Source organism: Orbaceae bacterium lpD01, from assembly GCA_036251705.1.
In the GTDB taxonomy this organism is placed as follows: Bacteria; Pseudomonadota; Gammaproteobacteria; order Enterobacterales; family Orbaceae; genus Utexia; species Utexia brackfieldae.
In genome coordinates, this window is sequence record CP133959.1 from 850,371 (window position 1) to 865,543 (window position 15,173).

The window sequence follows — 15,173 nt, forward strand, 5'->3', positions numbered from 1 at the left end:
CAAGCAGCAATTTTATTTAATCTGTTATTTTTCCTCTAAGATCAGTATTTTAGTCTGAATATCAACCAACTTGGTTTATTTATGATTCTGATTTCCTTACCAGCAATGCATCGTGCCAATTCACTTGTTGACTCGATTTTCTGATCTGAAGTTTGGTTTTCGACCACGGTCTATCTATTTGTGAGAGTAACAGCTGTGTATAGGGATGCGCTGGCGAATCAAAGATTTGATCGCGTCGTCCCTGTTCAACAATTTTTCCTGCTTTCATCACAATGACCTGATGACACATCGCATAGATCACCGCTAAGTCATGGCTAATAAATAAGTAACTGAGCTGATACTTTTGTTGTAATGATTTTAATAACGTCATGATCTGCATTTGTACCGTGCGGTCAAGCGAGGAAGTGGGTTCATCAAGGATAAGTATTTGCGGCTTTAAAATCAGTGCGCGGGCAATCGCAATGCGTTGGCGCTGGCCACCCGAAAATTCGTTTGGATAGCGGTGACGCGTATTAGGATCTAAGCCAACTTCTTGCATAATATTCATCACCGCTTGCGTTTGCGCATCATGATCCAGTTTATGGTGAGCGATAAGTCCCTCACTGATAATTTGTTCGATGGTAAACCTTGGATCGAGCGAAGAGAACGGATCCTGAAAAACAATCTGAATCTGTTTTCTAAAGGGTTGCCATTTTTTGGCATTAAGCTTATGGAGTTCATGTCCGTCATAGGTGATTTCACCAGAAGCTTTGAGCAATTTAAGTATGGCTAAAGCTGTGGTGCTTTTGCCTGAACCGGATTCTCCGACAATACCGACAGTTTCACCTTGATGCAGCGTAAAATTGACATTATCTAAAATGCTGTTCTTTTCCTGTCTGAAGAGTTTGCGTTTACCGGTCACTGCCACACTCAAATGGGCAACATTGAGTAATATGCCTGAATTGGCCGGTAACGGTACCGGATCACCAGTGGGTTCACTTGCCAGTAATAGTTTGGTGTAGTCATGCTGTGGCTGTAAAAAAATGCGGTGACGGCTATTCTTTTCAACCACTCGTCCCTGTTTCATGACCACCACTTGATCTGCCAGTTTTTTGACAATATTGAGATTGTGCGTGATAAATAGCATACTCATGCCAAGTTCGTGTCTTAATGCCTTCAGTAAATCAATAATCTGTGCTTGTACCGTGACATCAAGTGCGGTAGTCGGTTCATCGGCAATCAGTAATTTAGGATGGGTTAAGATGGCCATCGCAATCATCACGCGTTGTCGCTCACCGCCGGAGAGCTGATGTGGATACGCGTTCAGACGCTGTTTGGCATTGCGAATACCGACACGATCAAGATAGGTGATGATTTCAGCCCGCGCATCGGTACGGTTCATGCCACGGTGGATCGCTAAGACTTCATACAGCTGTTTTTCAACGGTATGGAGTGGATTGAGCGAGACCATCGGCTCTTGGAAGATCATACTGATATGATTTCCACGAATCTGACGAATTTGCGCATCACTGGCTGAAAGCAGTGATTGATCGGTGAATATGATATCACCACTTGGGTACTGCACGCGATGTGCGGGCAGCAATTTTAAGATAGATAATGCCGTGACACTTTTACCTGATCCGGACTCTCCGACTAAGGCGACCGTTTGTCCTGTCTGGATATCAAATGAGACATTACGAACCACTGAATGGCTTGTCGGTCCCTGTCTGAAGGCGATACTGAGTTCATTGATGGATAAAAGGGTCATGATGTGCGGATTCCTTTATGCGGATCAAATGCATCGCGTACCGCTTCACCAATAAAAATCAGCAAAGAGAGTAATGAGGCGACAATGATAAAGGCACTGATACCAAGCCAAGGTGCTTGTAAATTATTTTTACCTTGTAATAGCAGCCGGCCTAGCGAAGGCGAATTTAATGGTAAACCAAAGCCGAGAAAATCGAGGGTGGTCAAGGTGGTGATCGCGCCACATAAGATAAACGGTAAGAACGTCAGGGTGGCGACCATTGCGTTAGGAAAAATATGTCTGCGCATGATTTGGCTATCGCTGACACCGAGCGCTTTTGCCGCGCGAATATAATCAAAATTACGGGTACGTAGAAATTCAGCTCTGACGACGCCGACTAAGCCCATCCAGCCAAATAAGATGGTAATGGCTAACAACCACCAAAAATTAGGCACGATCACACTGGACAGCAAAATGATAAAAAATAGCTGTGGCATCCCGGACCAGATTTCGATAAAACGCTGTCCTAGCAGATCAATTTTGCCGCCATAAAAGCCCTGTATCGCTCCCACAATAATGCCGATAAGTGACGTGCATAGGGTTAATATAATGGCGAAAAACATCGAGATACGAAAGCCATATAAAATATTGGCAAAGACATCGAAGCCGGTATCGGTGGTACCAAGCCAATGGGTTGCTGAAGGCGGCGTCGGAAAAGTGCCATCGGCATCATAAGCGAGGGTATCATAACTAAATCGTACCGGGGCCCAGATGATCCAACCATCCTGATTAATGTTATGGATTATCGCCGGATCGAGATAATTGGTTTCGGTTTCAAACTGACCATCAAAGGTGGTTTCAGGATAGTTAACTAAAATAGGCAGGAAATAACTCTCCTGATATTTGATTAAAATAGGTTTGTCATTGGCAATCAGCTCCGCAGCTAAACTGGCGATAAAGAGCAGGCTAAAAATCCACAAAGACCAGTAACCCCGGCGATTATGTTTAAAACGTTGCCAACGCATCTGATTGACCGAGTAGTGGGTTGTTTCACTCATTTAGCGTGCCTCAAAATCAATGCGGGGATCTATCAGCATATAGGTTAAATCACTGATGATGCTGGTCAATAATCCAATCAAAGTAAAGATATACAGTGAACCGAAGATAATCGGATAATCACGTTGTAATACCGCCTCATAACCAAGTAAACCAAGGCCATTGAGCGAAAAGATAATTTCGACTAACAGTGAGCCGGTAAAGAAAAGGCTAATAAACGCGGCCGGAAAACTCGATACAATTAACAGTGTGGCATTACGAAAAACATGCCGATAGAGGATCTGTCTCTCGCTCAGCCCCTTTGCTCGGGCGGTAACCACATACTGTTTTTGGATCTCATCTAAAAAGGCATTTTTTGTCAGCATGGTTAGCGTGGCAAAACCACCAATTGCAATGGCGATAGTGGGCAAGGTGATATGCCATAGGTAGTCTTTAACTTTACCCCACAGGCTCAGCGTATCGAAGTTATTCGATACCAGTCCCCTAAGCGGGAAGAGATCCCAATAACTACCGCCAGCAAATAGAATAATTAACAGAACGGCTAATAAAAATGCGGGCACAGCATAGCCGACGATGATCATGATGCTGCTCCAAACATCGAATCTGGAGCCATCTTTGACGGCTTTTTTTATCCCCAGTGGTATCGAGATTAGATAAACCAGCAGTGTGCTCCACAGTCCTAAAGATAGCGATACGGGTAAGCTTTTCCAAATGAGTCCAAGAACAGAATCACTTTTAAAGAAGCTATCACCAAAATTGAAACTGAGATAATTCTTGAGAGTGTCAAGATAGCGTTGCCAAATCGGCTTATCAAAGCCATATTGCTGCTTAATTTGCGCGATGATTTGGGGATCAAGACCACGCGCACCACGGTATTGACTCTCTTGTGTTGCCGATTTTGATGCTACCGGCATACTACTTTCACTGCCGGGTAGCAGGCCACCAGACTGTGGTCCCATTTCCATTATCGCGATAGCTTGATCGACCGGACCACCTGGGGCAATTTGAATGACGAAAAAATTAATGGTTAAAATCGCCAGTAATGTCGGAATAACCAAGAGTAAGCGACGAATAAGATAATGCAGCATTATGAGGGATTCCTGTTAACGTCGATCACTGGGTAGTGTCTGGGCTTTTTGATTGTCATACCACCAGCTTCCAATACCCAAGGTATTTTTAGGTTTTATTGCTGGCATGCTGATTTTATGCCAATAAGCATACCGGATATAGCGCGGATACCACATCGGTATCATGGCATACTCATGCGTCAGGACGCGATCTAGCGCCCGTCCGAGCGAGATCAATTGCTGGGTATGACTTTGATTTTCGCCGATTTGTTCAATTAAACTATCGATAGCTTGATTATGTAAACCTGAGCTATTCCAGCTAGAGTTGAGATAATCGCTCCCCCACACAATGCGCAGTGAGGTGGAGGGAAAAGGGTAGGCATAGTAAATTGTTGGCATCATGTCATAATCCCTTTTTCTTAACCGGGCATTGAGCTGTGAATAGTCAATTGCACTGATTTGCATGTCGATACCCAGCCGTTTTAGATTTTGCTGGAAGGGTATCACATACTGCAGGCTGGCCCCCATGTAGACCAGCAGCTCAAAGGTAAAGGGTTGCTTGGTTTGCTGATTAATTAACTGTTGGTCTTGAATAATCCAACCGGCTTGGGCTAGCAGATCTCGGGCTTTTAACAGATTTTCGCGGTTAAATCCGTCACCACTACTCGGCGGTAGTTGATAAGTCGAGGAAAAAACGCTATCCGGAATGGTACCTTGATAAGGCTTAAGTAACTCGAGCTCTTGCTGATCTGGTAATCCGGTTGCCGCATAAGGCGTATTTTCAAAATAGCTCATTGGTCGCTGAAAACTATCATAGTAAAAGGTACGATTTAACCAGGCAAAATCAAAAGCCAGGCTAATCGCTTGACGGACTCTGATATCGGTAAAAATCGGTTTTTGAAGATTGAAGGCTAACCAGCGTGAGTCTGGCGCTGCCGTTACCGGTGACTCCTGTTTGATAATGTAATGTTTATCGAAGTTATCACCATGATACTGAGTAAACCAATATTTAGGTTGTGCTTCGACACGCAAATCATAAGCACCGGCTTTAAAAGCCTCCAGCGCAACATTATCATCCAGATAATATTCATATCGAATGGTATCGAAATTATTTTGTCCAACGTTGACGGGGAGATCTTTGGCCCAATAGTCGGGTACGCGCACATATTGAGCATATTGACCCAGCTTATAATCCCCCACCCGATAGGCCGCACCGCCTAGGGGGGGAAACGGTAACGGATCATCCAGACGGTGGTACTGCCAAAAATGCTGAGGCAGTATTTTCAGCCCACTTAGCAGGCCAATCATTTTTTCCCGATCCGGCTCTGGGAGCTCAATTCTGACCGTCTCTTGATCCAGCGCTTTGATGGTGACATTCTGGTAATAGGTACGGTATTGCAGTACACCTTCGGTCATAAATTTATGAAAGGAAAATTCGACATCCTGCGCAGTGACAGGGACGCCATCATTAAAGGTGGCGGCTGGATTGAGTTTGACTTCTGCCCATTGATAATCAGCGGGATGGGTTGCTGATAAGGCTATCAACGGATAGTAACTGCCATCTTCATCTTCAGACATGGTAAATAGCGTATCATAGAGTTCGCCTGAATTTTGTTCTGGTGCACCGCGGCTTGAAAAACGATTAAAATTGTCAAAATTCGCCACAATCGCTCGTCTGAGTGTGCCACCTTTTGGCGCAGCAGGATTCACATAGTCAAAATGTTGAAAATCCGCGGTATATTTTGGGGTACCAAGAATAGAAAAGGCTTCACTGGTGATCAGTTTTTCCTGAACTGATGGCTCAGCTTGACTTTGGATAATCGGATCGTCAGGGATAAGTTCAACTATCTCTTCCGCACTAATCAAGGGGGTATACTGGAGGCTGGCTATCAGTATTACCGTCTGAATAAAATAAGCCTTTATAAATTTATACATAAATATCAACTAATTCCGTTTATTTGATAGCTTAATGATTTTTTTTGCCAAAAATCAGGACTAAGCGAGGCATTTTGTAATTGTTTTAGTATGCTTAAATAGTCATGTCGATTGATATTGATAGCCCCGAGTGACGCTGTGTGCGGATTCATCACCTGACAATCAATTAACTGACCACCATGATGCATGAAATAATCGCCAAATACAATTAATGCTAATTTAGAGGCATTTGGACACAGGCTAAACATCGATTCACCACAAAACAGTTGGCCTTGGGCGACACCGTATAATCCACCAATCAGCTGTCTATTTTGCCAAACTTCAATGGAATGCGCAAAACCTAAATGATGAAGCTGAAGATAGGCAGCGATAATTTCAGGGGTTATCCAGGTTTCATTCTCTTCGCGTGTTGCTGCGCAGGCCTCAATCACCCCTTTGAAATCATGATTGAGGGTGATTTGATAATCGGTTTTTCGCATAAACTTTAACATTGAGCGGCTGATATGGATCTGCTTTGGCGGTAGCACCGCTCTAGGATCGGGTGACCACCATAAAATTGGTTCATCGGTTGAATACCAGGGAAAGATGCCCGCTTGATAGGCGATCAATAGCCGTTGGCAGGTCAGATCACCTCCCGCAGCTAATAAACCGTTGGGCTCTTGTAACGCTTGACTCGGTGCGGGAAATGGGGTGTGCTCAGTTAACCAGATAATGGACATCGTTAAATTGTTATGTATCGTTGTGATGTAACAAAAGTGATCTCATTATACACGCATTTAAGGAGTATGATGCTGAATAAAAATGCAGATAAAAAATCCTATTGTATTAATACTGAGGTTGACCTTGAGATTGATTATTTCAGGCATATAATCATTTATTTTTGGCTATCTCTGGAAACTGTCTTTATCTGCTTTTAATCGGTAAAACAATATTATTGGCCAATCTGTTTTTAACTTAACCTAACTAATTTTCGGCGGATATGACCCAAATATTTATCTATTTATCTATTTATCTATTTATCGCTAATGGACGTTATTTAAAATCAATCATTTCAATGCTTATTATCAGTCGCAGATCTATGAGTTTTGTAAGGGATAATAAAGTGCTGTTTGATGGCTTGATGTATGGCATATCTCGTGGTTAATAGCGAAAAAACACATTATCGCAATAAGGCATTAATGTGTTTGCTATGAATAAGCTGAATTTAAGATGTGGCGGTATAGTGGCCTTCATCAAGTCGATAGACACGATCAAACATTTGATGCTGGGTAAGCCGATGAGTCACCATCAATAGCGTCTTATTCGCATAGACCTGACCGATAAGCTGAATAATTTGGGCTTCGGTTTCACTATCCAGACTTTCAGTCGGCTCATCCATCAGCACTAATGGGGCTTGGTGAAGTAGTGCTCTGGCAATACCGATACGGCGTTTTTCGCCGCCTGAAAGTGTGCGGCCACTCTCACCGAGCCAGATTGATAAACCGGCTTCGCTATCGAGCAGTTTATCGAGTTCAACCTGCTTTAATACCTCAATTAACTGCATATCGGTTGCCTTGATATCGCCAATCAATAAGTTATTACGTAAGGTATCACTTAAAATATCGATGCGTTGTGGCACAACGGCCATCATGCTGCGCAAAGTCGGTTCATCAAATGCCTTAATATCAATACCATTAAGTAAAATTTGACCTTGCTGAGGATCCCAGTCACGGGTGATTAATTTTAAAGTCGTTGATTTTCCGCAACCGGTTTGACCGATCAGCGCAATATGTTGGCCGGCATCAACCCAAATGGATGCATTATCTAATATGGGAGCCATTTGCTTGGGATAGTTGAAACAAATATTCGTTAGCGTGACGGCAATCTTATCGCTAATGGCAGGTTTGCCTTCGGTGGGAAAGAGGATGGTCGATTTTTGCTCAAATAATTGTGTCACGCGCGTGGCAGAGGCAATCACTTGACCTAAATAGACAAACGCACCGGGTATCGGCGCCAGCATTTCACCACTGGCAAGACAGATAAACACAAATAGCGCGCTGATCGGCGAATCATAGTGGTCAATTCCGCCAATACACAACCAAAGCACGGCGGCGGTTAACAGACCGATAATCATTAAAATTAAACTTTGTGCCAGACTATTTAACGTCGATTGGCGTTTTTGGCTTACCAGCCACTCGGCTTCAGCCGCATCCAATTGTTGACGAAAACGTGCTTGTGCGCTGAATAAGGTTAATTCTGCTTGTCCTTGTAGATAGCCGACAACATGCTGGCGATAATCACTTTTTTGCTGAGCGAGTTGTTGACCAATCGGTTTACCTGCGCGATAAAAGATGAACGGGGTTATCAGTATTGTTGCGAGCAACACAATCGAGATAAGGCAAGCCAATGAGTAGTCGAAATAGCTTAAGCTAACAAAAATGGTAGCAGTCACGAGTAGCGCCGAAATTAATGGCGAGAGTAATTTGAGATAGAAGTGATCTAAATGATCGATATCGGCAATAAAGCGATTTAATAGATCGGCTTTTTGATATTGCTGGAGCTGCGCCGGACTTAAAGGCAGAATTTTATTAAACGCCAGTGTGCGCAAAAATGAGAGAATTTTAAAGGTGGTATTATGGCTAACCAATCTTTCGGCATAGCGTGACACGGTTCTTAAGATCGCCGCACCTCGCACCCCAGCGGCTGGCAGCATATAATTAAAGGTATAAAGTCCCGCAAAACCAACCGCAGCTGTTGCCGCTAAAAACCAACCCGATAAACTGAGCAGAAATAGACTTGCCAGTAGTGTGACCAAAGCGAGTAGCATACCCAGTAACATACTCGCAATATAGCGACGATAGAGTTTTAAAAAGGGCAATAAGACTTTCATGATTTGACCTTTTGGATGTGTAAATGGTTGTGTTGTAACTGCCAAATTTCATCGACATCGGTCAGATCAGCTGTTTGATGTGTTACGGTGATAACGGTATAACCTTTGGCTACTTGATGCAGAGCTTGATTAATCAGATCACGGCTGTGATTATCTAAACTGGCGGTGGGCTCATCGAGAATCAAGAGTTGGCTTGATTTGAGTAATGCTCTGGCCAGTGCAATCCGTTGTGCTTGTCCAACCGATAGGCGTGTACTATCGTCCCCAATTGGGGTATCGAGGCCTTCTGGCAAGCGCGCGATAAATTCAGCTAAATGTGCTTGTCTAATGACTTCATTAAGACGGGCTTCATCACAGTTTGGATTGGCTAATAAGAGGTTTTCTCGCACGGTATTAGCCGGTAGATAAGGATTTTGGCCAAGCCAGCTAATCTGTTCGCGCCAGGCTGAGAGATCGAGCGTATTGAGTTCAATACCATTGATGGTTAGTGATCCTTGATAAGGCAGGAAACCTAATAGTACGTTAATTAACGAGGTTTTTCCCGCGCCACTTTTACCCATCAGCGCTATATGCTGCTGGGCTTTGAGTGAAAACGAGATTGGGCCGAGTAGCGGCTGACCGTCGCTTGACAGAATCACTAAGTCTTGCGCCTCGATTTGTCTTAAATCTTCGACCGCGGCAGCTTGGATTGGTTTATTTGACTGATTGATAGTGGGTTGCTCTAAAAACGTTTGTAAATTATCGGCAGCGGCTATCGCTTGTGCTTTCGCATGATAGAAGGACCCTAAATCACGTAACGGCTGAAAAAATTCAGGGGCAAGAATCAGGGCAAAAAATCCAGCAAATAGTGAGACGGGGAGACTATAGGCGCCAAAGTGCAGCTCACCTAAATAAGAAAAACCAAAATAGACGGCGACAACGGCAATTGATACTGAGGTGAAAAACTCTAATACCCCAGATGATAAGAATGCCATACGTAGGACTTCCATGGTTTTTTCTCTGAAATCCTCTGAAGCCTGATGAATTTCATCCGCTTGTTGCTTACCTTGGCCAAACAGACGAATGGTATTGAGACTTTTTAAACGGTCTAAAAAGTGACCGCTGAGGCGACCTAGCGCTAAAAAGTGGCGACGATTCACATCGGCTGCCCCCATACCCACTAAGACCATAAATAGCGGTATGAGCGGGGCTGTTATTAACAAAATTAGTGTGGCAACCCAGTTGATCGGGAAAATCGCGATAACGATTAATATAGGCACCATCGTGGCTAATTTCATTTGTGGCAAATAACGTGCATAAAAATCTTGTAAGTCTTCAATTTGCTCAATGAGCAGGGTACTCCAGTTACCGGTCGTCTTTTGACTAAGATAAGCCGGTCCCATCAACTCAAGTTTATCCAGTACCTGTTTACGTATGCGTCTACGTAGCTCTAAACCAACATGAAAATTGATCTGTTCACGCAGATAACTCACCAGCGCCTTACCTATGACCATGACAATGAAGATCAGGATATAGGGGAGTAAGGTTGCGGGTTTAGCATGATCAATGATCAGCAGCTGCAGGATTGTCGCCAGTAACCAGGCCTGTGCAATAATCAAGATAGCCGTACATAAGCCGGCAATCACAGAAAGGCGCAAGCCAGTTTTATCTAAACTGGCTTGTTGTTTTAACCACTTCAGCAGCTGTTTTTGCTTTATTTTATCCAGTGACATTATTGAATATTTAATCCATCTAGATAGAGTTCAGCATCAAGTGCGGCCATACAACCAGTTGCGGCTGAGGTAATGGCCTGGCGATAGATATGATCCATCACATCACCAGCGGCGAAAATACCGGGAATACTGGTTTGGGTTGCATTCCCTTTAGTGCCAGAAAGTACCTTAACATAACCACTATCGAGTGCTAGCTGACCCTGGAAAATATCGGTATTGGGTTTATGTCCAATCGCGATAAACAGTCCCATCACGTTAAGTTCTTTCGTCTCATTGGTATTAACTGTGCTACGAATGCGCACGGCATTGACACCCATGGCATCACCAAGTACTTCATCCACCGTTTGATGAGTATGTAAAATAATTTTGCCTTCCTGAATTTTTTGCGTCAGGCGTTCGAGCAAGATTTTTTCCGCTCGAAATCCATCGCGTCGATGAATCAAATGCACTTCACTGGCAATATTGGCCAGATATAAAGCTTCTTCGACTGCGGTATTACCGCCACCGACGACGGCAACTTTTTGGTTTCGATAGAAAAAACCATCACAGGTGGCACAAGCTGATACACCGCGGCCTTTGAACGCCTCTTCTGAAGGCAGACCAAGATACTGGGCTGAGGCGCCGGTAGCAATAATTAAAGCATCGCAAGTATACTCAATACTGTCACCAAATAACCGCAATGGCCGCTGACTAAAATCGACTTTAGTAATATGATCAAGAATAATTTCGGTATTGAAACGTTCAGCATGTTCCTGCATTTGCACCATTAAACTTGGACCGGTTAAGTCTGGTGCCGCGGCAGGCCAATTTTCAATTTCGGTGGTGGTGGTTAACTGTCCGCCTTGCTGTGTTCCGGTAATCACGACCGGTTTTAAATTGGCACGCGCAGCGTAAATTGCTGCAGTATAACCCGCTGGTCCTGATCCTAAAATCAACAGTTGTATATGTCTGGTCGTCATTTGTTACTCCACAATATCAGCATTCTATGACGTTAGTCTAACACTAATGCTATGAACAAAATATCCAGGAGACTTATTTTTTGTGATGAATTTATTTATCAAATTGATAGGCAAGATTAAATAATCGCTATTTTTTGATTTGGGTCATGCCTTTAGTGCGTCAAGGAATCGCCGGTCGCTGTTTTATCGATCGCACCGAGGATTGAATATTTGCCATCGCGTCAATATTCTCGGTGCCATCATAGTAAAACTTATTCCGTGTTAGTGCGCCATGGGGCGACTTTAGATAACAGTAACATACCCGGTATGGCAAGAAAGAAACAGAGCCAGAAAAACTGTGTCCACCCCATAGCATCGACCATAAATCCGGTCATCGAGTTAATTAATGTACGTGGAATCGACGCAAAACTGGTAAACAGGGCAAATTGTGTTGCGGTATAGAGCGGATTGGTGGTTTTGGCAATAAAAGCCACGAAGGCTGCGGTGCCGAGGCCAACACCTAAGGCTTCAAAGGCAATGACTAGCGCCAGCATCATTAACTGCACTGAATGGATCTGTTCAAAGGGTCCTTCCATTGAGAGCCAGACAAAACCTAAAATTGAGACTGCTTGAATGACACCAAATAGCCATAGTGCCTTATTGATGCCTATTTTTAGCATCAATATTCCGCCCAGTAATGCGCCAATAATACTCGGCCATAGTGAGGCATGCTTGGCGACTAAACCAATATCCATTTTGGTAAAGTTCATTTCTAAATAGAAGGGGGTCGCCAGTGATGTGGCCATACTATCCCCTAGCTTATATAAAAAAATAAAAGCCAAGATCAGTACCACACTCTTCCAACCGTTGCGCTCAACAAAATCCATCAGCGCTCGGCCAAAAATAGATTTAAGATTTTCACGATTGGGGCTGATATTGGTCGGTTCTTTGATCCACAACGTGACGATGATAGCCGGCAGCATAAAGCAAGCGGTGATCATAAAGACGGATGACCAGGGTAAGAAGTGCGATAGGATGAGTGAGAGCGATCCTGGTACCAGCCCTGCCAGACGATAGCTATTAATATGGATACTATTGCCCAGACCCAGTTCATTATTATTTAACAGTTCACGACGGAAAGCATCAATAACGATATCCTGAGAGGCCGAGAAAAAGGCAATGGCAAAACTCATCACCGCAATTAACATGATATTGAGATTCGGTGAAAAGAAGCCCATCGACCCAATCAGTAAAAATAGTGCTATCTGCGTAATAAACATCCAGCCGCGTCGTCGGCCCATGTTGAGTGGAGAAATGCCATCCATCAAGGGGGCCCAGAAAAATTTCCAGATGTAGGGAAGCTGCGTTAAGGTAAACGCGCCAATTGTTTTAATATTGACCCCTTCGCTATCAAGCCAGGCCGGTAATAGTTGTAACAATAGATAGAGTGGTAGACCGGAAGCGAACCCGGTAAAAAGACAAATCACCATTTTACGGATAAAATCAGTATCAAAGCGCGGCGTCGGAGAATGAAGATGAGTGTCTGATGCGGTTTTATCGGCTAGGTTATTCATGCAAAGTCTATTATATAAAGTGATAAGATGACAAATCGATAGCAATAGTCTACCTTATCTTGCTTTTATTCGCACTGATAAATCCGGCTTATTTTATCTAAAAGCGTAATTTAAGATGGGTGAGTGATAGTGCGTGATTGGCTGTTATTGATAAAGGTTTATCGCAACGAGACAGCAGGGTATTTAATGTGGATATTTATCGCTGGATTACATTTAATGTAACAAGAAAAAAATTGGTGGGTCGTGAAGGATTCGAACCTTCGACCAACGGATTAAAAGTCCGCTGCTCTACCGACTGAGCTAACGACCCAAATGATGATGGTGGGTGATACCGGGATCGAACCAGTGACCCCCTCCTTGTAAGGGAGGTGCTCTCCCAACTGAGCTAATCACCCCAAAATCTTTGGTTTGTTTATTCAAACTACACGGTTAGGTTGGTGGGTGATACCGGGATCGAACCAGTGACCCCCTCCTTGTAAGGGAGGTGCTCTCCCAACTGAGCTAATCACCCGAACCGTGTGGATGTGCATTATAGAGAACTCGACGTATCAGTCAACTTTTTTTTGCCATTTTCTCGAAAAAAATGGTCTTTCGGTCTAAATTTAATCAATTATGCTGTGATCTGTTTCGCAACGCCCCGTTATTATCCAATTTTAAGCCACTACTATGATTATATTGATATTCATACTTTTTTAATTAGGTTGCTTAGCTATGCGAGCAGTATCACTATTAGTCGGATTAGATATTCAAGATCAAGTTATCATTGTGGTGATAGTGGCTAAAAAACATCCCGAACAGGTTGTTTGTCAGTTTGAGGTGTTACTTTCGGCACCAGTGTTAGCTTATGGGCAGTTAATTAATCCCTCATTATTGGCGGATAAATTACACGAGATTGTTAAACAGTTACCGATTGGCTGTGAATATCTGCTCTGTCTGGCGGAAAATCAAACGCTAACCCAACATCTGGCACTGCCTAAAGGCATTGCACCACACGAATATGACATGATTGTCGCTACATCACTGCCGCGATTATTTGCGTTGAATGAGCGTGAAATTGTTTATGATTATATTGCCGATGAGACCGGCCTGACTATTACGGCGGCTAAGAGGCAAACTATTACTGGTTGGCAGAACTTGTTTAGCCAACTAGCCCGACGCTTAGTGTGTATCAGTGTTAAACGTCCGCTAAGTGAGATTGATTTTACCGATAAATCGCCATTTTTTTATGCCCAGCAGCTGCTGATTACTCATGATAGATGTTTAAATTTTTTGCCCTGGCGAGCGAAGTTATATACTTTTCGCCGATCCTGTTTTTTACTTTTTGGTCTGTTATATCTGATGATAGGGCTGATTTTTTTAATCTTGATTGGCCTACATTATCGCGAGCTTTTACGAACTCAAATGGTATTAGTTACGCAACGCAATGATGAACTGCAATTAAAAAACACGCAACTTGTTAATCTGGTCACATTAAATGAGCGGGTGGCACAATTTAAACAGATGCAGAAGGCAAGTGTAGCCATACGACAATCATCAGCAATGCTATTAGCGCATTTTATTCATATCGCCAAGGCATTGCCTGAACAAGTCTGGTTAGAAAAATTGGATTATGACAATTTCATTTTTCAGTTGACCGGTAAAAGTCTGACGGAAGAGGGGATATCGCGATTTATGGCTCAGCTCTGTGTTCCCTCGATGAAAAGAGATTGCCAGCTTAATCTGTTACAGCAGCCCGATATCAGCGGATTTACTTTTGAGATTGATATGGTAATCCAACATCAAAAGGAGAATGATCATGCTGATGCACTATTTTAAACTATTAGTTATGCGCTCTTATTGGTATCAGCATCTAATCTTACTAATATCGAGTCTGTTTTTAATCATGTTGTGTTATTGGGTATTTTTATGGAACAAACATAGCCATCTGGCTGAGCATCAGCTAATGTTACAGGCACTGCAGCAGAAACTTGAACAGATTAACAGCCAGCTAGCACAATTACCCTCGCAGGCCACATTAACCGAAATACTCGCGACCTCCACGACAGATCATTATCGCGATAATATCGCTGATCAAACAATAATATTGGCTAAAGAGAGCCAGATGATGTTGATGTTATTAAAGCGTTATGATGAGCGTCAGGAACCTGTCTGGTTAATCGAATTGCGTGGACATTACGCGCAATTTATCGCTTTCATTCAGCGAGTGAATCAAGCGATTGACCGCTGGCGGATTGTACAAATCACGATTATCCCTGACGACGATATGCTCATTTTTTCTTTAACGCTGAAAAGGTAA

11 protein-coding genes and 3 tRNA genes are annotated in these 15,173 nt (G+C 43.3%); 2 read left to right on the top strand and 12 right to left on the bottom strand.

Translation table 11 applies throughout. The annotated features are described in order from the left end of the window. Positions 1 to 79 precede the first annotated feature (79 nt). The 12 genes from yejF to RHO15_03900 all read right to left on the bottom strand — a co-directional run bounded on the left by yejF (position 80) and on the right by RHO15_03900 (position 13,388). The gene (gene yejF, locus RHO15_03845) at positions 80 to 1,747 is read right to left on the bottom strand and encodes a microcin C ABC transporter ATP-binding protein YejF (protein WVD64656.1); all 1,668 of its coding nucleotides are present in this window, start codon (positions 1,745 to 1,747) and stop codon (positions 80 to 82) included. Then, positions 1,744 to 2,784: a microcin C ABC transporter permease gene (locus tag RHO15_03850; protein ID WVD64657.1), complete on the bottom strand. Its 1,041-nt coding sequence runs from the start codon at positions 2,782 to 2,784 to the stop codon at positions 1,744 to 1,746. Before RHO15_03850 ends, yejF begins: the two co-directional genes overlap by 4 nt. Continuing rightward, the gene (locus RHO15_03855; protein ID WVD64658.1) at positions 2,785 to 3,870 is read right to left on the bottom strand and encodes a microcin C ABC transporter permease YejB; all 1,086 of its coding nucleotides are present in this window, start codon (positions 3,868 to 3,870) and stop codon (positions 2,785 to 2,787) included. Between the two features lie 15 nt (positions 3,871 to 3,885). Further along, positions 3,886 to 5,784, bottom strand: a complete 1,899-nt coding sequence (locus RHO15_03860; GenBank protein ID WVD64659.1) for an extracellular solute-binding protein — start codon at positions 5,782 to 5,784, stop codon at positions 3,886 to 3,888. Between the two features lie 5 nt (positions 5,785 to 5,789). After that, positions 5,790 to 6,503: a leucyl/phenylalanyl-tRNA--protein transferase gene (aat, locus tag RHO15_03865; GenBank protein WVD64660.1), complete on the bottom strand. Its 714-nt coding sequence runs from the start codon at positions 6,501 to 6,503 to the stop codon at positions 5,790 to 5,792. A 485-nt stretch (positions 6,504 to 6,988) separates the two neighbouring features. Further along, positions 6,989 to 8,653 (bottom strand): cysteine/glutathione ABC transporter ATP-binding protein/permease CydC, encoded by a 1,665-nt coding sequence (gene cydC / locus RHO15_03870; protein ID WVD64661.1) that lies wholly within the window; start codon positions 8,651 to 8,653, stop codon positions 6,989 to 6,991. Beyond that, positions 8,650 to 10,365, bottom strand: coding sequence for a cysteine/glutathione ABC transporter permease/ATP-binding protein CydD (gene cydD / locus RHO15_03875; protein ID WVD64662.1), 1,716 nt, complete (start codon positions 10,363 to 10,365; stop codon positions 8,650 to 8,652). Before cydD ends, cydC begins: the two co-directional genes overlap by 4 nt. After that, positions 10,365 to 11,324 carry a thioredoxin-disulfide reductase gene (gene trxB / locus RHO15_03880; GenBank protein ID WVD64663.1) on the bottom strand — a complete coding sequence of 320 codons (960 nt, stop codon included), beginning with the start codon at positions 11,322 to 11,324 and terminating at the stop codon, positions 10,365 to 10,367. The genes cydD and trxB overlap by 1 nt, the downstream gene beginning before the upstream one ends. Positions 11,325 to 11,575: 251 nt before the next feature. Then, positions 11,576 to 12,877 carry an AmpG family muropeptide MFS transporter gene (locus RHO15_03885; protein ID WVD64664.1) on the bottom strand — a complete coding sequence of 434 codons (1,302 nt, stop codon included), beginning with the start codon at positions 12,875 to 12,877 and terminating at the stop codon, positions 11,576 to 11,578. Between the two features lie 234 nt (positions 12,878 to 13,111). Further along, positions 13,112 to 13,187: transfer RNA gene (locus tag RHO15_03890), tRNA-Lys, on the bottom strand. A gap of 9 nt (positions 13,188 to 13,196) precedes the next feature. Continuing rightward, a tRNA-Val gene (locus RHO15_03895) sits at positions 13,197 to 13,272 on the bottom strand. A 40-nt stretch (positions 13,273 to 13,312) separates the two neighbouring features. Beyond that, positions 13,313 to 13,388: transfer RNA gene (locus RHO15_03900), tRNA-Val, on the bottom strand. A gap of 200 nt (positions 13,389 to 13,588) precedes the next feature. On the opposite strand from RHO15_03900, the gene RHO15_03905 reads away from it, so the two are divergent. Together RHO15_03905 and RHO15_03910 are read left to right on the top strand one after the other, a co-directional pair. After that, complete coding sequence (locus tag RHO15_03905; GenBank protein WVD64665.1) at positions 13,589 to 14,692, top strand: hypothetical protein; 1,104 nt, start codon at positions 13,589 to 13,591, stop codon at positions 14,690 to 14,692. Then, a complete protein-coding gene (locus RHO15_03910; GenBank protein ID WVD64666.1) occupies positions 14,673 to 15,173 on the top strand; it encodes a hypothetical protein in 501 nt (166 codons plus the stop codon). The genes RHO15_03905 and RHO15_03910 overlap by 20 nt, the downstream gene beginning before the upstream one ends.